At 63.4% G+C, this 20975-nt stretch carries 18 protein-coding genes, 2 tRNA genes and 1 pseudogene; 10 read left to right on the top strand and 11 right to left on the bottom strand.

The genetic code is table 11. The features are described from left to right. Positions 1-114: pseudogene (locus FS320_RS21730) on the top strand (IS630 family transposase); the annotation flags it as partial. A gap of 159 nt (positions 115-273) precedes the next feature. Here the strand turns inward: FS320_RS21730 and FS320_RS21725 are convergent. From FS320_RS21725 to FS320_RS21700, 6 genes are all read right to left on the bottom strand, one after another. Continuing rightward, the gene (locus FS320_RS21725) at positions 274-978 is read right to left on the bottom strand and encodes a ribonuclease activity regulator RraA (protein ID WP_152714033.1); all 705 of its coding nucleotides are present in this window, start codon (positions 976-978) and stop codon (positions 274-276) included. 94 nt (positions 979-1072) lie between these two features. Continuing rightward, on the bottom strand, positions 1073-1726 hold the full coding sequence (locus FS320_RS21720) for a glutathione S-transferase family protein (RefSeq protein WP_152714032.1): 654 nt from the start codon (positions 1724-1726) through the stop codon (positions 1073-1075). A gap of 124 nt (positions 1727-1850) precedes the next feature. After that, a complete protein-coding gene (locus tag FS320_RS21715; RefSeq protein ID WP_152714031.1) occupies positions 1851-3023 on the bottom strand; it encodes an isovaleryl-CoA dehydrogenase in 1173 nt (390 codons plus the stop codon). A 220-nt stretch (positions 3024-3243) separates the two neighbouring features. Beyond that, the gene (locus tag FS320_RS21710; protein ID WP_152714030.1) at positions 3244-4140 is read right to left on the bottom strand and encodes a glycoside hydrolase family 25 protein; all 897 of its coding nucleotides are present in this window, start codon (positions 4138-4140) and stop codon (positions 3244-3246) included. 90 nt (positions 4141-4230) lie between these two features. Continuing rightward, a complete protein-coding gene (gene mgtE, locus FS320_RS21705; protein ID WP_152714029.1) occupies positions 4231-5655 on the bottom strand; it encodes a magnesium transporter in 1425 nt (474 codons plus the stop codon). A gap of 222 nt (positions 5656-5877) precedes the next feature. Continuing rightward, positions 5878-5962: transfer RNA gene (locus tag FS320_RS21700), tRNA-Leu, on the bottom strand. 274 nt (positions 5963-6236) lie between these two features. Here FS320_RS21700 and lipB point away from each other — a divergent pair. From lipB to FS320_RS21670, 6 genes are all read left to right on the top strand, one after another. Continuing rightward, positions 6237-6950 carry a lipoyl(octanoyl) transferase LipB gene (gene lipB / locus FS320_RS21695; protein WP_244627288.1) on the top strand — a complete coding sequence of 238 codons (714 nt, stop codon included), beginning with the start codon at positions 6237-6239 and terminating at the stop codon, positions 6948-6950. 89 nt (positions 6951-7039) lie between these two features. Beyond that, positions 7040-7417, top strand: a complete 378-nt coding sequence (locus FS320_RS21690) for a hypothetical protein (protein ID WP_152714028.1) — start codon at positions 7040-7042, stop codon at positions 7415-7417. Positions 7418-7647: 230 nt separating this feature from the next. Then, positions 7648-9255 carry a carboxyl transferase domain-containing protein gene (locus FS320_RS21685; RefSeq protein WP_162003141.1) on the top strand — a complete coding sequence of 536 codons (1608 nt, stop codon included), beginning with the start codon at positions 7648-7650 and terminating at the stop codon, positions 9253-9255. 55 nt (positions 9256-9310) lie between these two features. Further along, a complete protein-coding gene (locus tag FS320_RS21680) occupies positions 9311-10141 on the top strand; it encodes a protein-L-isoaspartate O-methyltransferase family protein (protein ID WP_152714027.1) in 831 nt (276 codons plus the stop codon). Positions 10142-10498: 357 nt separating this feature from the next. Continuing rightward, positions 10499-12229 (top strand): dihydroxy-acid dehydratase, encoded by a 1731-nt coding sequence (gene ilvD, locus FS320_RS21675; protein ID WP_152714026.1) that lies wholly within the window; start codon positions 10499-10501, stop codon positions 12227-12229. Next, complete coding sequence (locus tag FS320_RS21670; protein WP_152714025.1) at positions 12216-13058, top strand: tetratricopeptide repeat protein; 843 nt, start codon at positions 12216-12218, stop codon at positions 13056-13058. The genes ilvD and FS320_RS21670 overlap by 14 nt, the downstream gene beginning before the upstream one ends. A gap of 32 nt (positions 13059-13090) precedes the next feature. Here the strand turns inward: FS320_RS21670 and xth are convergent, their stop codons facing one another. Beyond that, positions 13091-13876 (bottom strand): exodeoxyribonuclease III, encoded by a 786-nt coding sequence (gene xth / locus FS320_RS21665; RefSeq protein WP_152714024.1) that lies wholly within the window; start codon positions 13874-13876, stop codon positions 13091-13093. Positions 13877-13971: 95 nt separating this feature from the next. Here xth and FS320_RS21660 point away from each other — a divergent pair, with 95 nt between their 5' ends. Together FS320_RS21660 and FS320_RS21655 are read left to right on the top strand one after the other, a co-directional pair. Beyond that, positions 13972-14664, top strand: a complete 693-nt coding sequence (locus FS320_RS21660) for a ceramidase domain-containing protein (RefSeq protein WP_152714023.1) — start codon at positions 13972-13974, stop codon at positions 14662-14664. Then, on the top strand, positions 14651-15214 hold the full coding sequence (locus tag FS320_RS21655) for a dihydrofolate reductase family protein (protein ID WP_152714022.1): 564 nt from the start codon (positions 14651-14653) through the stop codon (positions 15212-15214). The genes FS320_RS21660 and FS320_RS21655 overlap by 14 nt, the downstream gene beginning before the upstream one ends. A 574-nt stretch (positions 15215-15788) precedes the next feature. On the opposite strand, the gene FS320_RS21650 is transcribed toward FS320_RS21655, so the two are convergent. The 3 genes from FS320_RS21650 to FS320_RS21640 form a co-directional block, all read right to left on the bottom strand. Beyond that, positions 15789-16880, bottom strand: coding sequence for an alkene reductase (locus FS320_RS21650; protein WP_152714021.1), 1092 nt, complete (start codon positions 16878-16880; stop codon positions 15789-15791). A gap of 127 nt (positions 16881-17007) precedes the next feature. Beyond that, positions 17008-17961, bottom strand: coding sequence for an aldo/keto reductase (locus FS320_RS21645; RefSeq protein ID WP_152714020.1), 954 nt, complete (start codon positions 17959-17961; stop codon positions 17008-17010). A 217-nt stretch (positions 17962-18178) separates the two neighbouring features. Then, a complete protein-coding gene (locus tag FS320_RS21640; RefSeq protein ID WP_152714019.1) occupies positions 18179-19552 on the bottom strand; it encodes a hypothetical protein in 1374 nt (457 codons plus the stop codon). 650 nt (positions 19553-20202) lie between these two features. Between FS320_RS21640 and FS320_RS21635 the strand changes: the two genes are divergently transcribed. Then, on the top strand, positions 20203-20619 hold the full coding sequence (locus FS320_RS21635; RefSeq protein WP_152714018.1) for a hypothetical protein: 417 nt from the start codon (positions 20203-20205) through the stop codon (positions 20617-20619). Between the two features lie 233 nt (positions 20620-20852). Here FS320_RS21635 and FS320_RS21630 read toward each other — a convergent pair. Next, positions 20853-20929: transfer RNA gene (locus tag FS320_RS21630), tRNA-Met, on the bottom strand. Between the last annotated feature and the right edge of the window lie 46 nt (positions 20930-20975).

Raw genomic sequence — 20975 nt, 5'->3', positions numbered from 1 at the left:
TTCACATCCTACAAGGACATTCTCGATCACTGCTGCGAGGCTTGGAACAAGCTTACCGATCGGCCTTGGCTCATCATGTCCATTGGCCTGCGCGACTGGGCTCACCAATGCTGATCAGTGAGATTTGTATTACAACCCATCACCCTCATCCTGAGGAGCCTGCGCAGCAGGCGTCTCGAAGGAGGATCCGGTGTGCGCTGGAGGCACCCTGATCCTTCGAGACACCGCCTTCGGCGGCCCTCAGGATGAGGGCAATCAACAAGCGGTGTTAGTTCAAGACTTGTTCAACTCGGCCTCGTAGCGGGCCTTGGTCTCGGCGTTGGGCGGATACAGACCGGGGAGGGGGACACCCTTCTCGACCTCGCGCATGACCCAGAGCTCATAATGCTCCTGCGCCACTGCGGCTTTGGCAACCTCTTCCACCATGGCGGCGGGGATCACCACGACGCCGTCGCGATCGGCGACGATCACGTCATCCGGGAAGATGGCGACGCCGCCGCAGCCGATGGGCTCCTGCCAGCCGACGAAGGTGAGGCCCGCCACCGAGGGCGGAGCGGCGACACCCGCGCACCAGACCGGCAGATTCGTGCCCTCGACGCCGACCGCATCGCGCACCACGCCATCTGTGATCAGCGCAGCCACGCCACGCTTCTTCATGCGAGCCGTGAGGATGTCGCCGAAGATGCCGGCATCGACGACGCCCATGGAATCAACCACCGCGATGCAGCCTTCCGGCATGTCCTCGATGGCCGCCCGGGTGGACGTGGGGGAGGCCCAGGATTCCGGCGTCGCCAGATCCTCGCGAGCGGGCACGAAGCGCAGGGTGAACGCGCGCCCGACCATCTTTTCCGTGGCATTGAAGGCTGGCATCGGCCCCTTCATCCAGCAGCGGCGGACGCCCTTCTTCAGCAGCACGGTGGTGATCGTGGCCGTGGAGGCGGCGCGCAGGGCATCGGCGATGGTCTTGTCGAGGGTCATGGCTGTTTCCTGATGGTGCGATTGGCTTTCATAGCGGCCCTCGTCTGACAGCGCTACCGCAACGAGAGCCTTCCGACGCAGTCCTTACCGGCCATCAGTCTCGATCGGGCGCACCGAGTGGGAAGAACTGGCGATAGGGCCGGGCCTCGTCGACCGCTTGCGCGAAGGACGGACGGGCGAGCAGCCTCCGCCGATAATCCCGGACGCGCGCGAACACCCCGGCGATGGGATGGGCCCAATCCGCATAGAACAGCGATGGCGCCGCCGCACAATCGGCGAGGCTGAACGTGGTGCCGGCGGCCCATTCGCGCCCGGCGAGTGTCTTGTCGAGCCAGCCATAGGCTCTGTCGAGCATGGTCCTCGCCTCGGCGACGCCGTAGGGGTCACGATCTGTTTCCGGGCGGATGCTGTCGAACACGATCTTCTGCATCGGCGTCATAACGTAGTTGTCGAAGAAGCGATCCATCAGCCGCACGTCGAGCGCCTCCCGCGGGTCTTCCGGGATCAGCCGCACGGGTCCGGGGTGATGGAGGCCGAGATGCTCGATGATGATCGTCGCCTCCATGGTGGTGCGGCCATCGTCCACGAGCACGGGGAAGCGCTTGATGGGCCAGAGCGCCTCCAATTCAGCGCCGCTTTGCTCATCGCCAAGCACACGATACGCGAATGGCGTGCCGTTCTCGTAGAGCGCGATCAGAACCTTCTGGCAGTACGAGGAGAACGGATGGGCATACAGCGTTAGGGTCATTCGGGTCTCGCGGCTGTCAATGAGTTCCTCACTGTAACCGCTTCTGCCGGAATGAAAATCACCACCGTAGGGGCATGGCGAGGCGGTCGGGGGCAATCCCCGACCACTTCCCGCCGGAGCGTTTTCACGCCGACTTGGCGAACAGCTCGCGCCCGATCAGCATGCGGCGGATCTCGCTGGTGCCCGCGCCGATCTCGTAGAGCTTCGCATCGCGCAGCAGGCGGCCGGTCGGGTAATCGTTGATGTAGCCGTTGCCGCCGAGCAGCTGGATCGCGTCGAGGGCCATCCTGGTGGCGTTCTCGGCGGCATAGAGGATGGCGCCGGCGGCGTCCTCGCGGGTCGTCTCGCCCCGGTCGCAGGCCTTGGCGACCGCGTAGACATAGGCCTTCGCGGCATTCATGGTCACGTACATGTCGGCGACCTTGCCCTGCACGAGCTGGAACTCGCCGATGGCCTGCCCGAACTGCTTGCGCTCGTGGATGTAAGGCAGCACCACGTCCATGCAGGCCTGCATGATGCCCGTGGAGCCCGCAGCCAGCACGGCGCGCTCGTAGTCGAGGCCGGACATGAGCACGTTCACCCCCCGGCCCACCTGGCCGAGCACGTTCTCCTCCCGCACCTCGCAATCCTCGAACAGGAGTTCGCAGGTGTCGGAGCCGCGCATGCCGAGCTTGTCGAGTTTCTGGTGGGTGGAGAAGCCCTCGAAATCCTTCTCGATCAGGAAGGCGGTCATGCCGCGCGGTCCTGCCTCCGGGTCGGTCTTGGCATAGACGACCAGGGTGTCGGCGGTGGGACCGTTGGTGATCCACATCTTGTTGCCGTTGAGCACGTAGCGGTCGCCGCGCTTCTCGGCCCGGGTGCGCATGGAGACCACGTCGGAGCCGGAGCCCGGCTCCGACATGGCAAGCGCGCCGAGATGCTCGCCCGAAATCAGCTTCGGCAGGTAGCGGCGCTTCTGCTCCTCATTGCCGTTGCGGCGGATCTGGTTGACGCAGAGGTTCGAATGGGCCCCGTAGGACAGTCCGACCGACGCGGAGGCGCGGGAGATCTCCTCCATGGCGATGACATGCTCGAGATAGCCGAGCCCCGCGCCGCCATACTCCTCCTCGACGGTGATGCCATGCAGGCCGAGATCGCCCATCTGGGGCCAGAGATCGCGCGGGAACTGGTTGGTGCGGTCGATCTCCTCCGCCCGAGGGGCGATCTTCTCCTGTGAGAAATCGCGCACGGTTTCGCGGATGGCATCGGCAGTCTCGCCGAGATCGAAATTGAAGCCCTTGGCGGCGTTCGGCAGCATGGTGTCCTCCCAATTCCATTCATCGACCCGAAAGAGTACGCGATGGATCGCTTTTCTGATCGAACATTTTGGTCAGCATTTCTGCCCTTATCAAGGTTCGATCGCTTGGAAAAGGAGAGTTGGGGCTGTCTCTGCGACCGGCAATTGGTCATAGGCGGGAAAATGAAATGGCTCCCTCACAGGGAGTGAGGGAGCCCGGATTCGTTGTCCTGTCGGTACGTTATTCCACAATGCTCGCCGTCTGGACGGCATCCATGTCACGGCAGACGCCTTGCTGGCTGAGGCGGCCGTGGTCACGGGGGTCGCAGGCGCTCTGGACGAACATGCGCCACTGATTTTCCGTACCGTAGAACGTGTTGCGGTCCACGTCGCCCTTCACGCCGGGCACGCGGCCCGTGGTCGTGAACTGCCAGAAGGTCCAGCGGCGGTCGTTGTAGCGCACGTGAGGCTCGGCAGCCGTGCTGCGGATCCAGTAGGGGTAATCGTTGTACTCGCCTTCCAGGATTTCCTTATGGAAGGTGATGTCGGTATAGATGATCGGCCGCTTGCCCGTATGGGCTTCCATCTCGCGCAGCATCACGTCGATCATGGCGAGAGCCTGCTCGCGCGGAACCTTTTTCGGGCAGTTCACCGATTGCCCGTTCCACTCCACGTCGAGAACCGGGGGGAGCGCATCCGGATCCTGCGGCACGTTCCGCTTGAACCAGGCCGCCTGCTCGTGGGCCGGACGGCACCAGTACACGAAGTGGTAGGCGCCGCGCGGCACGCCCGCCTTCTTGGCTTCCCACCAATTCTCATGAAACTTGCTGTCGATATGGTCGCCGCCCTCGGTCGCCTTGATGAAGGCGAACTTGGTGCCGGCTTGGCGCAGCGACGCCCAGTCGACGTCGCCCTGCCACTTGGAGATGTCGACCCCATGGATCGGCAGCCGGTGAGCTGTCGCGACGCCCTCGTGCGGCCGGGCATCGCCCTTGGCCGGATAGCGGCTCGAAGGGGCAATGGCGCAGGAGGCGAGCCCAAGGGCGATTGCAGCGAGCGCGCTGAACCGGAGAGCCCGAACGAACGTCGTCAGGCCGGAACTCTTGGAGCGGCTGGAGGAGCGGCGGCGAGTCTTCATCGGTTCAACTGTATTGTACGCAGGACGGGATCGCACCAGTGATGCCCGAAGAGCGTTAACAGGCTCTTACGAGCGCGGCGCGAAACAAGCTTACAGATGAAACCAGGCGGTTGCGATACCTAAAAAGGCGAAGAAGCCGACGATATCCGTGATGCTGGTGACGAAGGGGCCTGACGATACGGCAGGGTCGACGCCGAACCGATTGAGCGTCAGGGGTACGAAAATTCCCCCGAGCGCCGCGAAGACCAGCACCGTGACGAGCGCAAGGCCGATCACGAAGCCGAGCTGGGGAGACTGGAACCACAGACCCGCCAGGGTGCCCAGGATGATCGCGAAGACCAGCCCGTTGAGCAGTCCGACCGCCGCCTCGCGGCGAATGATGCGCCAGGCGTTGGCGCGGCCGAGTTCGCGGGTGGCGAGGGCACGGACGGCTACCGTCATGGTCTGGGTGCCGGCATTGCCGCCCATGGAGGCGACGATGGGCATCAGGATGGCGAGCGCCACCATCCGTTCCAGGGAATCCGAGAAAAGCCGGATCACACCCGCGGCCAGGAAGGCGGTGCACATGTTGGCGAAGAGCCACGGGAAACGGCTTCTCTGGATGTAGAGGATCGTATCCGAGAGCTCTTCGTCCGATTTCACGCCGCCGAGCTGCTTGATGTCCGCGTCGGCCTCTTCCTCGAGCACGTCCACGATATCGTCGACGAGGATCACGCCCACGAGGCGTCCCGCGTCGTCCACCACGGCGGAGGAAACGAGGTTGTAGCGCTCGAACAGGCGCGCCACCTCCTCCTGATGCTCGGTCGCCTCCACCCGGTCGGGCTCGGCGTTCATGACGTCCTGGATCGTGACCGGGCGCTTGGAGCGCAGGAGCCTGTCCAGAGGAACCGATCCGAGCAGGTGAGCCGCCGGATCGATGACGAAGATCTCGTAGAATGTCTCCGGCAGATCATCCGTCTCGCGCATGAAGTCGATGGTCTGCCCCACCGTCCAGAACGGCGGCACAGCAATGAACTCGGTCTGCATGCGCCGTCCGGCGCTGTCCTCGGGATAGTCGAGGGAGCGCTGAAGCGCCACGCGCTCGATGGCCGGAAGCTGGTCGAGAACCTCCGCCTGCTCTTCCTCGCGCATGCTCTCGAGGATGGTGACGGCGTCGTCGGAATCGAGCTCGCGCACGCCTTCGGCGACGGTCGCGGTCTCGAGCTCCTCGAGGATCTCCTCGCGGACCGCTTCGTCCACCTCGGTCAGCGCGGCAAAGTCGAAGGATGCCCCGAGAAGTTCGATGAGGCGAGGGCGCTGATCCGGCTCGAGGGCTTCGAGGAGATCGCCGAGTTCGGATTCGTGGAAGTCTTCGACGAGTCTCTGCAGGCGCTCGACTTCCGAGGCCTCGATGGCATCGGCGGCGGCAGCCAGGAATTCCGGATTGAGCTCGCCCTCCTCATCCCTGAAGGCCAGGGATTCGGTTTCAGGCCCATCGGGCTTCGGAAGCGGCGTCTTGTCTTCGACTTCCAGCATCAGCCGTCCTCTGAAGGTGGGTTGCCCGCCTTTTAGGTGCGTGCGCCGGCTCACGCAATGCGCCCAAAAGACTTTCTGGGAGAATCGGTTGGTGGCTGTTTCTGCCACATCGATGCAAAAGCGTGAGAGAGCGACTCAAGTCGCCTGCCCCGGCAGATATGGCCAACAAAAAAGGCCCCGGAAAGGGGCCTTTTTCGTCTTCGGCACGAGAGTGCCGAAAGTTGGTGCGGTCAAGAGGACTCGAACCTCCACGGGTCTCCCCGCTACCACCTCAAGGTAGTGCGTCTACCAATTCCGCCATGACCGCGAACTCGGTTTCAGGACTGGTTTTCCTGAAGAGGTCGCCGCTCTAGCAGATCGATTGGGCCGCCGCAACCCCCTCCGTGGAGCTTGCGGCGATTGAACGGAGCGAATGCCTCGCCTGCCGAAGACGGTATAGGCGATAAGCGCCTGTAACGACTATATAAGCGGAAGTTTTCGAAGAGTGCGAGGTTGACCCGCACTCCTTCAAGGGGCCGGAGCGTTCCCGCTCTGCTTCCCGCTACACTTAAGGTGAATCGGTGTCGAACCTGCGAGACAGCTTGACCGTTCAGTTCCAGCCTGAGAGTGGCTCCGCTCCGGTGGAGTGGAGCATCACGGAGGGTCTTGTCGGCTATGAGGAGGCCGTTGCCTTCATGGAGGCGCGGGCCGAGGCGATCGCAACGGGTGAGGCGCGGGAGCTGGTGTGGCTGGTGGAGCATCCGCCACTCTATACGGCGGGGACCTCGGCCAAGGCGGCGGACCTCGTGGAGCCGGACCGTTTTCCGGTTCACCAGACGGGACGGGGAGGGCAGTACACCTATCACGGTCCCGGCCAGCGGGTGGCCTACGTGATGCTCGACCTCAAGTGCCGCGCTCCCGATCTGCGCCGCTACGTGACGGCCCTGGAGGCCTGGCTCATCGCGACGCTGGATGCTTTCAATATCCGTGGCGAGCGGCGGGAGGACCGGGTCGGCGTGTGGGTGCGGCGACCGGACAAGGGCGAGACCGTCGAGGACAAGATCGCAGCCATCGGCATTCGCGTCCGCCGTTGGGCCACCTTCCACGGCATCAGCCTCAACGTGGAGCCGGATCTTTCGCACTTCTCCGGCATCGTACCGTGCGGCGTTACCCAGCACGGGGTCACGAGTCTGGTCGATCTCGGCATTCCCGTCACCATGCCAGAGGTCGATGGAGCGATGCGGAAGGCCTTCGAGGAGATTTTCGGGCCGACCGTGCGGGTGGAGATACCGTTGCTCTTGAGCCACGGCGTCTAGGATTTTCACGCAGGATACGGCAAGGCTTCTCCCCAAGGCCGCTTCATGCTCTAAGCTGGAGCAAACGGCTGATCATTGGCGGAACTTCCATGCAACGTGTCCTCTTAGCTTCCCTCGTCGCCCTGGCCGCCTCGGCCTGTGCCTACCGGCCCGAGCCGACGGAGCTCGTCAAGATCGTCGATTCGCCGGCGGATGTGCGGGTCTGCACGCGCCTCGGCGAGGTGAGCCCCGTGACACCGACGACGCCTGGAACCCACACGCCCGTCAATGTGGGCTTCGGCGTGACCCTCGGCCGTTCCACCTTCGGCTACGCCACCGAGGAGATGCTCCAGGCAACCGTCGCGCTCGGCGGCACGCATCTCTACCTGCAGCAGGTCTCCCAAGACTGGTCGCTCGTGCGCGGCATCGCCTATCGCTGCGGACCGGGTGTCGTGCGCCAGGAAACCGTCATTCGTGCGAAAGGCTGACGTGACGGCGTGATGAAGCCAGTTGCGCGGACTCCCCGGTTCCAGAGCATCGGCCCCAAAAGTGGACGGCACTTTTGGGATCAATCCGATGCTCCTTTTCTTGATCGGCGCATCGTAGAAAGCGGAAAACCGGACCCACTTTTCCGCACGATGCGCTAGTACTGACGTTTGGGCCCACGGCTTACCGCCGCCGCAGGGGCCAAAACCAAAAATACAGGGAGTCATGCGCCGTGCCCGTCATCGCCACCTCTGCCGATCTGACCTCGGACACCGCGCGGGCGAACCGTGCCGCCTGGGACGAACTCGCCCAGGATCTCCAGGCCAAGCGGCAGGCCGTGGCAGAGGGTGGCCCCGCCAAGGCGCGTGAACGGCATCTTGCCCGCGGCAAGCTCCTGCCACGCGAACGGGTGATGCGGCTCCTCGATCCGGGCGCCCCGTTTCTGGAACTCGGCTCGCTCGCCGCTCACGGCATGTATGAGGACGCGATCCACGGCGCTGGCATCATCACCGGCATCGGACGCGCCGAAGGCCGTGAGATCATGATCGTCTGCAACGACTCGACGATCAAAGGCGGCACTTACTACCCGATGACGGTGAAGAAGCATCTGCGCGCCCAGGAAGTGGCGCGCGAGAACCGTCTGCCCTGCATCTATCTCGTCGATTCCGGAGGCGCGAACCTGCCGCATCAGACGGAGGTGTTCCCGGACCGCGAGCATTTCGGACGCATCTTCTACAATCAGGCCACCCTGTCCTCGTTGGGGATTCCACAGATCGCCTGCGTCATGGGCTCGTGCACGGCCGGCGGCGCCTATGTGCCGGCCATGTCGGACGAGACGATCATCGTACGCCGTCAGGGCACAATCTTCCTCGGCGGACCGCCCCTGGTGAAGGCGGCGACCGGCGAAGTGGTTTCGGCCGAGGATCTCGGCGGCGCGGATGTCCATGCGCGTCAATCCGGCGTGGCGGATCATTACGCCACGGACGACGTGCATGCGCTTGCTATCGCGCGCCGTATCGTCGGCACTCTGAACACGCGTAAGAGCATCGAGATCGACATCGCCGAGCCGGTGGAGCCGAAATATGCGATCGAGGATCTCGACGCGATCGTGCCCACAGACCTCAAGAAGCAGTACGACATCCGCGAGGTGATCGCGCGCCTGGTCGACGGGTCCGAGTTCGACGAGTTCAAGCGCCTTTATGGCACGACGCTGGTCACGGGCTTTGCCCGGATCTGGGGCATGCCGGTCGGCATCATCGCCAACAACGGCATCCTGTTCTCGGAGAGCGCGCAGAAGGGCGCGCATTTCATCGAACTGTGCTGTCAGCGGCGCATTCCGCTCCTCTTCCTTCAGAACATCTCCGGCTTCATGGTCGGGCGTCAGTACGAGGCTGGCGGCATCGCCAAGGATGGCGCGAAGCTCGTGACGGCGGTCGCCTGCGCCCAGGTGCCGAAGGTCACGCTTCTCGTCGGCGGCTCGTTCGGCGCCGGCAATTACGGCATGTGCGGCCGCGCCTATTCTCCGCGGTTCCTCTTCACCTGGCCGAACTCGCGTATTTCGGTGATGGGCGGCGAGCAGGCGGCGAGCGTGCTCGCCACCGTGCGGCGCGACAATATCGAAGCCGACGGCAAGGCCTGGAGTGCGGAAGAGGAAGAGACCTTCAAGGCGCCGATCCGCGACAGGTACGAGCAGGAGGGCTCGCCCTATTACGCCACCGCACGCCTCTGGGACGACGGCATCATCCTGCCCTCGGAGACGCGCCGCGTGCTGGCTTTGGCCTTCTCGGCGGCCCTGAACGCGCCTGTTCCGCAGACGAAGTTCGGTGTGTTCAGGATGTAGTAAGACCAGCTCCTCGTGCTGTGGAACCAGAGTGGCTTGAAGGCGCTTTCAAGGCATGTCCCAGGAAGGGTCTGACAGCTATCGTCGCGCCTATGCTGGGCAGATTGCCCGGTTGGCGAATGTTCGCGATGAACGCATCGAGCGAGCCTTCGCGACCGTCCCGCGGGAAGCTTTTCTACCGCCGCCGCCCTGGACCGCCATCAGCATGGGGACGGCCCTGGTGACGCGTGAACTCGCCGACATCTACGACAACGTCCTCGTCGCCATCGATCCCGAGCGTGGCATCAACAATGGCGAGCCCGCGCTCCATGCCGCCTGGATCGATGAGGTCGGCCCGCAGCCGGGCGAGACGGTGATCCACGTGGGAGCGGGCACGGGCTACTACACGGCCATTCTGGCGCTGCTCGTTCAGCCGAACGGGCGGGTCGAGGCCTTCGAGTACGAGGCGGATCTGGCCGCGCAGGCGGCGGGGAACCTGACCGCCTGTCCCAATGTGACCGTTCATGCCGTCTCCGCTTTCGGCCGGGTCCTGCCGAACGCCGACATTGTTTACGTCAATGCGGGCGTCATTGCTCCGGATGTGCAATGGCTGCGGGCTCTCAATCCGAAAGGGCGTCTGATCTTCCCATGGCAGCCGCACAAGGGATGGGGACCGGCACTTCTGGTAACGCGGCGGGCAGGAGGACTCAGCACGCAATCGCTAATGACCGTCGGGTTCATCTCCTGCAGCGGCACAACGGAGCGAATCTCGGTGGCTCGCCTACCGACTGAAGCCGATCTTGCTGCGGTTCGTTCGATCTGGATCAGGAGCGACCGGTCTCCCGATTCCAGGGCGGTCGCGGTCTACGACGACGTCTGGTTCTCGTCCGAAGAAATTGGCGACTGAAATAGCGTGATCGGACGCGGGAAATTCCATCGATAGGGTCAGACGGTTCTCGAGTGAGCGGAATCATGTCCCAAAAATGTTGCGGTGAAGCAATACCCTCAAACCTTCAACATCTTGCCCCTCTTGGCCCAAGCTCCGCCGCGATGCCGCCATAAACGAAGCGCTACTCCTGAGGTAGGTTAAAGTGCTTCAAAACCAAAGCTTTACGGCACAAAACCCGGGGCAAAACCTGGATTAAGGCTGTTGGGTGATCCTTCGTAAGGATCGTTGCATCGGTGGCGTAGCACATGGCAGATCACGGGAGTTCCAAAGGGCTTGGATCTCCTTGTGAGGGCCGGGTGGGAAAGAGTGTAGACCATGGATGCGCGGTTCATCGACAAGTCGAAGCTGCCGAGCCGTCACGTGACGGAGGGGCCCGCTCGCGCGCCGCATCGCTCCTATCTCTATGCCATGGGACTGACCAAGGAGCAGATCGCCCAGCCACTCGTCGGTGTCGCCACCTGCTGGAACGAGGCCGCTCCCTGCAACATCTCCCTCATGCGCCAAGCCCAGGCCGTGAAGAAGGGCGTGGCCGCCGCCAGCGGGACCCCGCGCGAGTTCTGCACCATCACGGTGACGGACGGCATCGCCATGGGCCACCAAGGCATGAAAGCATCGCTCCCATCCCGTGAGGTGATCGCGGATTCGGTCGAGCTGACCATGCGCGGCCATTCCTACGACGCGCTCGTCGGCATGGCCGGCTGCGACAAGTCTCTTCCGGGCATGATGATGGCGATGGTGCGCCTCAACGTGCCGTCGATCTTCATCTATGGCGGTTCGATTCTCCCAGGCTCCTTCCGCGGTCGCCAGGTGACGGTGCAGGACCTCTTCGAGGCGGTCGGCAAGTACTCTGTCGGCGAAATGTCGGACGAGGATTTGACCGAACTCGAACAGGTCGCCTGTCCCTCGGCCGGTGCCTGCGGCGCACAGTTCACCGCCAACACCATGGCGACTGTCTCCGAGGCCATGGGTCTCGCCTTACCGTATTCGGCGGGCGCTCCGGCGCCTTACGAGATCCGCGACCGGTTCTGCGCCGCGGCCGGTGAGCAGATCATGGATCTGATCGCCAAAAACATCCGTCCGCGCGATATCGTGACCCGCAGATCCTTGGAGAACGCCGCAACCGTGGTCGCGGCCTCAGGCGGCTCGACCAATGCGGCTTTGCACCTTCCGGCCATCGCGCACGAGGCAGGAATCAAGTTCGACCTGTTCGATGTCGCCGAGATCTTCAAGCGTACGCCCTACATCGCGGATCTGAAGCCCGGCGGGCGCTATGTCGCCAAGGACCTGTTCGAGGTCGGCGGCATCCCGCTGCTCATGAAGACGCTTCTCGATCACGGCTACATGCACGGCGACTGCATGACCGTGACCGGCCGCACCATGGCTGAGAACCTCGCTTCCGTGAAGTGGAACGATGATCAGGATGTGGTCTATCCGGCGAACAAGCCGATCACGCCCACCGGCGGCGTCGTCGGGCTGAAGGGCAATCTCGCTCCCGAAGGCGCCATCGTGAAGGTGGCCGGCATGGCGAGCGACAAGCAGGTGTTCCGGGGTCCGGCCCGCTGCTTCGACGGCGAGGAGGCCTGCTTCGAGGCTGTCTCCACGCGCCAGTACAAGGAAGGCGAGGTCCTGGTGATCCGCTATGAGGGGCCGCGCGGCGGTCCGGGTATGCGCGAGATGCTCTCCACGACGGCGGCGCTCTACGGCCAGGGCATGGGCGACAAGGTCGCTCTCATCACCGATGGTCGCTTCTCGGGCGCGACCCGCGGCTTCTGCATCGGCCATGTGGGGCCGGAAGCGGCGGTGGGCGGCCCCATCGGCCTGATCGAGGACGGCGACATCATCGCGATCGATGCCGTCAAGGGGATCATCGACGTGGAGCTCTCAGGCGAGGAACTGGCCAAGCGCCGCGCCGAGTGGAAGCCGCGCGAGACGAGCGCCACCTCGGGTTATCTCTGGAAATACGCACAAACCGTGGGTCCTGCGCGGGATGGGGCTATCACCCATCCGGGCGGAGCCGCAGAAAAAGAAACCTATGCGGACGTTTAAACTCGTTGCAGCCACGTTGTGGGTGGCCACTTTCGGCGCCGGTGCAGCCTTTGCACTCGATGCTGCGCCGCGTCCGCAACCGCTCACGCCTGCCCTTGCTCCCGTCCTGGCTCCTGCTACCAAGTACGGCTCGGTGCGCGATGCCCTGCGCAGCGGCATGCGCGACTACAATGCCGGCGACAAGATCGGGGCCGTGCATGCGCTCGAATATGCGGCAGGCCAGGGGCATTCGCTTGCCCTCTGGAAGCTCGGCCGCATGTATGCCGATGGCGACGGCGTCCAGCACGACGACCTGAAGGCCTTCGAGTATTTCTCCCGGCTCGCCGACCAGCATGCGGACGAAAGCCCCGATTCTCCGAACGCGGCGGTCGTCTCCAGCGCCTTCGTGGCGCTCGGGGGCTATTTTCTGGATGGCATCAAGGACACCTATGTCGGCGCCAATCCGGAGCGCGCCGTCGAGATGTTCAGCTATGCGGCGTCCTATTTCAGCGACTCCAACGCGCAGTACAATCTCGCCCGCCTCTATCTCGAGGGAACCGGAGTCCAGAAGGACGCCCGTCACGCGGCACGCTGGTTCAACCTGGCCGCCGAGAAGGGGCACACCGCCTCGCAGGCGCTCCTGGGGCATCTCTTGATGACGGGGCAGGGCGTTCCGCGGCAGCGGTCCAAGGGGCTTATGTGGCTGACCCTCGCGCGCGAAGCTTCGACCGATGGACCAAAAGATCAATGGATCGTATCGCTCTATGATCAGGCCTTCGCAGCGGCCGACGAAAGCGATCGCAAGCTCGCGCTTGCTCTCTTGGAGCAGTACATCCAGTCGCGCCGATAAGTGACCGGCGATCCAGCACCGCCGGTCACCAGCTAATCGATGTCGAGATCGACAATCACCGGCACATGATCGGACGGCTTGTCCCAGCCGCGCACTTCCTTCCGGATCGAGGTCGTCCTGAGCTTGTCCTGGGCTTGAGCCGAGAGCAGCAGGTGGTCGATGCGGATGCCGTTGTTCCGCTGGAAGGCGCCGGCCTGATAATCCCAGAACGAGTAGAGTCCCGGCTGGTCATTGCAGGCGCGCACCGCGTCCAGGAGGCCGAGATTGAGAAGTTCCCGGAACTTGGCCCGGCTCTCCGGCTGAAACAGGGCGTCACTGGTCCAGGCGGCCGGGTCGAAGGCATCCTCGGGCTCAGGGATGACATTGTAGTCGCCGCACAGGACCAGAGGCTCCTCGAGCACGAGAAGGCTCTTTGCATGGTTGCGGAGGCGTTCCATCCAGGCGAGCTTGTAGTCGAATTTCGGGGTGCCGATGGGATTGCCGTTCGGCAGATAGATGGAGGCCACCCGCACGGCGCCGGTAGAGGTTGAGATCACTCCTTCCAGATACCGCGCCTGCTCGTCGCTCTCGTCCCCTGGCAGCCCGCGGCGCACATCCTCAAGCGGGCGCTTGGACAGGATGGCGACGCCGTTATAGGCCTTCTGGCCATGGGTGACGACGTTGTAGCCGAGCGCCTCGACCTCCGCGCGAGGAAAGGCCTCGTCCACACATTTCAATTCCTGAAGGCAGACCGCGTCCGGATCAGCGCTCTTCACGAATGTGGCGAGGTGGTCCAGCCTCTGCTTGATGGAGTTCACATTCCATGTCGCAATTCGCATCCCGGCACTCTCGCTTTTCCGTCCTCTAAGCTTCATCGGATGTTCGTCCTCGGCTGGCAAGCTGGAACTCGTCACCATCCCCACGGTAGCGCCCCATGCCCGAATCCTGGCTCACACCCATCGACAGCTATTGCGAACGCCTGGGACCCGGGTTCTGGGCCGAGCCGCTGAATGCCGTGACCAACGCCGCCTTCATCGCGGCCGCCCTCTATGCCCTGGTGCTCTGGCGGCGGGCGGGAGCCAGGGACTGGCCGGCTCTGTGGTTGATTGCCGTCACCTTCGTGGTCGGAACGGGCAGCTTCCTGTTTCACACCTTCGCCAACCGATGGTCGCTTCTGGCGGATGTGCTGCCCATCGCCGTCTTCATCTACAGCTATTTTCTGCTCGCCATGCGCCGCTATCTCAGCCTTGGGCTGGTCGCCGCCATTGCCGTGATGGTGCTGTTTGCCGCCTTCAACATGTCGTTCGGCCGTCTCTGGCTCGGCATTCTCCCGGGCCTGACTCTGAACGGATCGGTCGGGTATGTCCCGGCGGCCTTGGCGCTGTTTGCGGTCGGGATCGTCTGTCGGGTTTCAGATGCGAGGGAGGCGGGCAGGGCGCTTCTGACGGCGGCATGCGTGTTTGCCTTATCCCTGCTTTTCCGCTCAATCGACGACACGGTCTGCACGAGAATGCCTGCAGGCACCCATTTTCTGTGGCATGTGCTCAACGCGCTGATGCTCGGCCTTCTCTTGAAGGCCGCCATCGTTCACTCCTCTCGGAAAAGCCCGACTCATGTCCAAGGTTGAAATCCACGGTTACGCCATCGTCTCCGACAACGACTGCATTGCCGATGCCTCCGGGCAGACGCCCGATGTGCTCCGCAACGATTCCGACTGGGCTTATTTCCAGGCCGAACTCAACAAGTCGGCCGTGACGGTGCTCGGCCGCTTGGGGCACGAGGCCAATCCGAATCCAAAAGGCCGCCTGCGAATGATCCTGTCCTCGTCTTCGACCGGGCTGGAACGGCGCGCGGATGGCTGGTGGTGGAACCCGGAAAGACAGCCCTGGACCGAGTCGATCCGGACCGTGTTGCCGGACGGAGGACGTGTGGCCGTGCCCGGAGGGCGTCAGGTGTTCGACCTCTTTCTCGGGATCGGATACGACGCCTTCCACCTGACGCGGGCGGAAGGAACGTACATCCCGCACGGCGTGCCCGTGTTCTCAAGCTGTGACGACAATACGAGGGCTGAAACGATCCTGTCGGCGCATGGGTTGAACCCGGACCTCCGTCAGGTCCTCGACCCGGTTGGGCCGGTGAGCCTGACAATTTGGCGGAACGCGAGCCAAGACTCGTGAGTTTGCTTGGAGTTGACGTGCAACAGCGATCCAAAGGGAGGAGCCGATGCGTCATCTCACAGTTTCGACCGCACTGCTCGCAGGCTGTCTGATAGCCGGCGCGGCATGGGCGCAGGGATCCTCCGGCGGCTCCAGCGGAGGGAGCTCAGGCGGTGCCAGCGGCGGTTCGTCGGCGTCACCGTCCACCGGGTCCTCAGCGTCTCCAAGTGGCGGTGTCCAGTCCGGCGGATCGACCATTCGTCCACCCGCTCAAGGCGCTCAGGAAAGCACCAATCCATCGGACAACACAGCGACTGGAAACAGGGCGAGTGGGATTGGTGGGACTACGGGAAACACAGCCAACACCGGGCCCATTCCCCCTCCCGGCACTGAAGGCAGCACCGGAGGGGCGAACGCGAGTTCAAACAGCTCCTCTACAGGGCCTGCGACGACAGGAACCATATCCGGCAACAACCGTCTGCGGCCGGGTGAGCGCTCTGCTGTCGGCCCGAGCTCTCGCGAGGAGGAACTGCTCCGCGAGGGTGAGCAGGTGGAGCAGAAGGCCAGGCGAGGGATTTGCCAGGGTTGCTGAGGGCTAGGCCGCCTCGTCGAGACCCGGATAGTCCGTGTAGCCCTTGGTGTCGCCGCCATAGAAGGTGGCGCGGTCGGGCTCGTTGAGAGGCGCATTGAGACGGAAGCGCTCGACGAGGTCGGGATTGGCGATGAAGAGGCGGCCGAACGCGACGAGATCCGCACGTCCGCTGGACACCGCCTGGGCGGCCATGTCGCGGCTATAGCCGTTGTTGGCGATGTAGGCTCCGCGGAAGGAGCGACGCAGGCCCTCGTAATCCACGTCGACGGCGTTCCGATCGCCCTGGGTGGCGCCTTCGATCATGTGGATGTAGCCGAGCCCCAGTCCCTCGAGCTTTTCCACCACGTGGCTGAACAAAGCCTGCGGGTTGGAATCGGCGGTGTCGTTGACCTTGGCCGGCGACAGACGGATGCCGACCCGTCCCTTGTCCCAGATCTTGAGCACGGCCTCGGTCGCTTCGATGGTCAGGCGGGCCCGGTTCTCGATGGAGCCGCCATACGCGTCCGCGCGGTGGTTGGAGCCGTCCTTCATGAACTGGTCGAGCAGATAGCCGTTGGCCGCATGGATCTCGACGCCGTCGAAACCGGCCTCCTTGGCATTGCGGGCGGCATTCTCGTAGTCCCGCAGAATGCCCGGTATCTCCGAGAGGTCGAGCGCACGAGGTTCGGACACGTCGGCAAAGCCCTCCTCAAGGAACGTCTTCGTTTGAGCGCGAAGAGCCGAGGGGCCAACGGGCGCGCCGCCACCCGGCTGAAGCGAGGTGTGGGACACACGGCCCACGTGCCAGAGCTGGATGAAGATCCGCCCGCCGGCCTTGTGGACCGCATCGGTCACCTTGCGCCAATGCGCGACCTGGGCGGGCGAATAGATGCCAGGGGTCCGCAGATAGCCCTGGCCCTGATGCGAGATCTGCGAACCTTCCGAGATCAGGAGGCCGGCGCTGGCGCGCTGGGCGTAATAGGTCGCCGTGATGTCACGGGCCACATCTCCTTCTGCCGCCCGATTCCGGGTGAGGGGAGCCATGACCAAGCGGTTGGGCAGGGTCAGGTCACCCAGTTTGAAGGGCTGGAACAACGCATTGGCATCAACGCTCATCGTAAAACCTCGTTTTGCCCTGTGGAATTATTGGAAGCACAGGTCGATACGAGATAATGGACCCTCCGTTCGATGCAACGGAGGGCTGCCATGCAAAAATTCGATGTCTCAGGTGGAAACGGCCGGTTCAGGCCGGATTGCTGGCTCGATCGAGTTGCGCGATGTCATCATTGTCGAGGAGCACCTTCGTCGCCTGCACGAGATCGCGGATCTGCTCCACGCTCGTGGCGCTGGCGATCGGCGCCGTGATCCCCGGACGCGCCATGAGCCACGCCAGCGCGATCTGGGCCGGCGTCGCATTCTTCCGAGCAGCCACCGCGTCCAGCGCCGCCAGAATGCGCCGGCCGCGATCATCGAGATAAGCGGCCATGCGCCCGCCGCGCACGCTTTTGCCGAAATCCGCGTCCGACCGGTACTTGCCCGTCAGGAACCCGCTGGCGAGACCGTAATAGGGAATGACGCCGATCTCTTCCCGACGGCAGAGCGGCTCGAGTTCGGCCTCGTATTCCGCACGGTCGGAAAGATTGTATTTGGGCTGCAGGCTTTCGTAGCGCGGCAGGCCGAGTTCGGCGCTGATATCCAATGCTTCCTTCAGCCGTGCCGCGGTGAAGTTGGACGCGCCGATGGCCCGCACCTTTCCATCCCGGATCAGCTCTTCATAAGCGCCGAGCGTCTCCTGCTGTGGGGTATCGAGATCGTCCCGATGGGATTGATAGAGATCGATGTAGTCAGTCTGGAGACGTTGGAGAGAGGCCTCCACGGCAGAGCCGATATAGCTCTTCGACAATCCCTTCTGGTTTGGGCCCATCTCCGAGCCGACCTTGGTGGCGATCACGAGCTTGTCGCGGTTGCCGCGTGCCTTCATCCACTTGCCGATGATGACTTCCGACTCGCCGCCTTTGTGGCCAGGCACCCAGGTGGAATATACGTCCGCTGTGTCGATGAAGTTGAGGCCGGCATCTGCGTAGGCGTCGAGCACCTTGAACGACGTTGCCTCGTCAGCCGTCCAGCCGAAGACATTTCCGCCGAGGCACAGGGGAGAAACCATCAAGTCCGAGCGGCCGAGCCGACGCTTTTCCATCTTCATCTCCATGATCCGCTGCCGATTTGGGGCGGATAAGGGCACTGGCAAGATGGCGGGTCAAGCGCATCGTGCGGAATCAGAGGTTCGCACCCGACAATGCTATCATCCGAGAAGGACCATCGGATGAACCCCAAGAGTGCAAATCCACTTTTGGATCCAGTGCTCAGGATGCGGCGTCCGATCCCGTGTCATCGGACGCCGTTTCCGCTGCCGATCAGGCGGCTGCGCTCAATGTAATGCCGCGTGCTTCCGCAAATGCAAAAAGCTCAGATTCGCTGCCGACGCGATGACGCTGGTCGATGGTCCAGCCGCTCTCGTCGCGCACCACGATGTAGCCCCGTGCCTGAAGCCGGGAGACCACCGCCTGAATGCCGCTCGACTCGTTTTTCGTGACGCCACGCTCTGCAATGAAGCACTCGATGGCGGCCTGCGCGGCCTGAGCGAGATCGATCGCATCAGCACGGTTTGCCGGCTTGGCCTTTGCCTTGGCCTGAGCCAGAACGCGCGCAGGATCCCGGCGAACGGATTTCCAGCCGCCGCGCCCAGATGTCTGGGCGTTGGCGGTGTCCGGCTCTGTCGCCCGAGTGGCGGCGGGAGCCTCGCTGACGACGATCCTCGGTACGGAAGGAGCAACGGCCTGCGGGGCAGGGCGGGGAGCCGCAACCTGGGAGACGCCCCGCACTGCTGGAAGGACAGCTTTTTTCACGTCCGCCTTGGGTTTCGCCGCAGGCTTCGGAGCTGTAAGCCGAACCTTCTCCTGAAGCGCCTTCTCCTCTTGCGCTTGGCGTGCCGCATCTGTCGCCTTCCGCTCGGCCTCAGCGTTGACTTTCCTCGCCTCCATAGCCTGACGCTTTGCTTCCTCCTCGGCTTTCCATGCCTCCTCTTCGCGACGGGCAGCGGCCTCGGCCGAGCGCTTGACACGAACCAGAAGGCGTTGGTCGATGCGCGCCTTCTCGGCGATGGCCGCCCTGGCGGCTCGGATCATCCCCGCTTCCGTGCCCGCGACGAAAGTCTTCAGCTGCTCCGCCATGGCCGTTTCGAGGGCCTTGAGTGCTTGAGCGAGCGCCGCCTCGATGTCGATGGTCGGCAGCGCGATCCGCTGTACCGGCACAGCAGATCGCGCAGAAATCTCGGCTCGGCCCACAGATGCGCTGCGCTCCAGAGGAGATTGCGGAGGTGGGTTTTGAGTTGCGGGCTTTGCCGCCGCGGGCTTTGCCGATTGCGCCTGCACCACTTTCGGGCGAGCCGTTCCTGCGGCGGTGATCTTCGCCAGTTTGGAGAGATCGCGCACGCCGATCAGGCCAAGATCCTGCATCTTCCATCGGATCTGGGTCACGGTTCTTCCAAGCTCGGCGGCAATGCGCTTGTCCGTCATCGGCGGGTCGGCCGAGACGAGTTCGCGCAGGCGCGCGACGGTGGCCTCATCCCAGGATTGATGGGGTTGAACAAGGGTCCCGATCAGCCGCGCTCTGGCATAGGTTGCCGGCACAGGCCTTCCCAGTTTCGCAGCGGTGACGGGAACCGGGATCTTGGCTTCCCTGTCGCGGCGCAGAATTTCAAGTTCTTCTTCGGTCCAGACCCTGTTCATTGCAGGGCTTCTCCTTTTCTCAGCAAGGCTGGGATCCGGCGAACCTGCATCGCGAGAAGAAGGGCGGATGCTGAGGAAAGTAAATTCGCCGGATCGTGCCGGCGACGGATAACCGTTAGACCGACATGCAGTGGAAAGGCACCTGATCGGCGGTGCCGGTTCTGGCGGAACTCGCCGTCGGGGACCGCAAGGCGGTCCCCGGATCGGGTCGCAGCTCATGATCGCGCATGATGCAGCAGCCTCTCACGAAGCGTATGCTTCGTGACGAGGACCATTGCGGTCGCTTGAGATCGAGCTGCAGGTGCATGACGAAGATTTCAAATCAAGAATGCTAGAGCACCGGACCCGAAAGTGGACACCACCTTCGGGATCGATCCGATGCTCAATCCCTTAACTGGCGCATCGTTCGGGCGGGAAAACCGGATCGACCTTTCCGCACGATGCACTGCGAGATGTAGTCGGCTTCCGATCAAATCTCAATGCTTGAGACGTCCGTAACGGAAAGTTTCCTCGCAAAGCCGGAGAGCCTTGTGGAACAAGGCTTCCAGCAATCTTTTCGACAGGCGTGTAACAATTGGTTAACCATGAAAGTGCATTGTCGATCCTGTGAGTCCCTGGGGATTTCACGCATGCCTGACAGGGGAAGGCTCATGGCCGACAGCACCATTACGCAAACGATCAATGAGAGAATCGAAGCCGTAAAGAAGGTCGTGAATCTGATCGCTCAGGCGGGCAGGGAAGACGACCTGCATGATCTGCGGGTCCTTCTGATCAACACCATGAGTCTGCTCAAGCGCGACCCGGGCATCGAGGCTGCGGTGGACGATCTTTATGCATCGGCCGCGTCCCTCGTGCAGGATGCTTCATCCGGCACGCCTCCCAATGCAAGATCGCTTCGCCTCCTGCTCTCCGCCTCGGATCGCTTCTGCACCCGCCTCACCACGGCTGTGGACCGGATCGTTCCCGAACCCGAAGTCCGGCTCAAAGGATTGGAAGCGGCTTATGCCGTGCAGCTCGAGCGGTTCTCCCTGAACGCCGATCTGGATCCGATCGGTCAGGTCGCTTGACGCGCTCGAGGCAGACGCCTTTCTCGGAACCGTTCACCATCATCCCTCGATCCGGCCCTCTTTGCGTGCAGCATCGAGGGCTTTTCTGTTTGAGCGGCTAACTCTCTGCCACGGGCTGGGGCACGGGCTGGCGCTGGATCTGCGGTTGGGGTGTGGCGGGGTCGGGTGTTGCTCGGGGTTCAGAGACGACGAAGCCCTCGGAGCGCTGGGCTCACGAGGGCTTGGTGTCGTGTTGGTTGCGGGGACAGGATTTGAACCTGTGACCTTCAGGTTATGAGCCTGACGAGCTACCGGGCTGCTCCACCCCGCGTCAACGCGTGCGAGTTTGGCACCGCCAAACCCCAAACTGGTGTGCC

Source organism: Microvirga tunisiensis, from assembly GCF_009296175.1.
In the GTDB taxonomy this organism is placed as follows: domain Bacteria; phylum Pseudomonadota; class Alphaproteobacteria; order Rhizobiales; family Beijerinckiaceae; genus Microvirga; species Microvirga tunisiensis.
The sequence above is the reverse complement of the archived record's forward strand: the minus strand, read 5'-3'. Positions and strand labels throughout refer to the sequence as shown.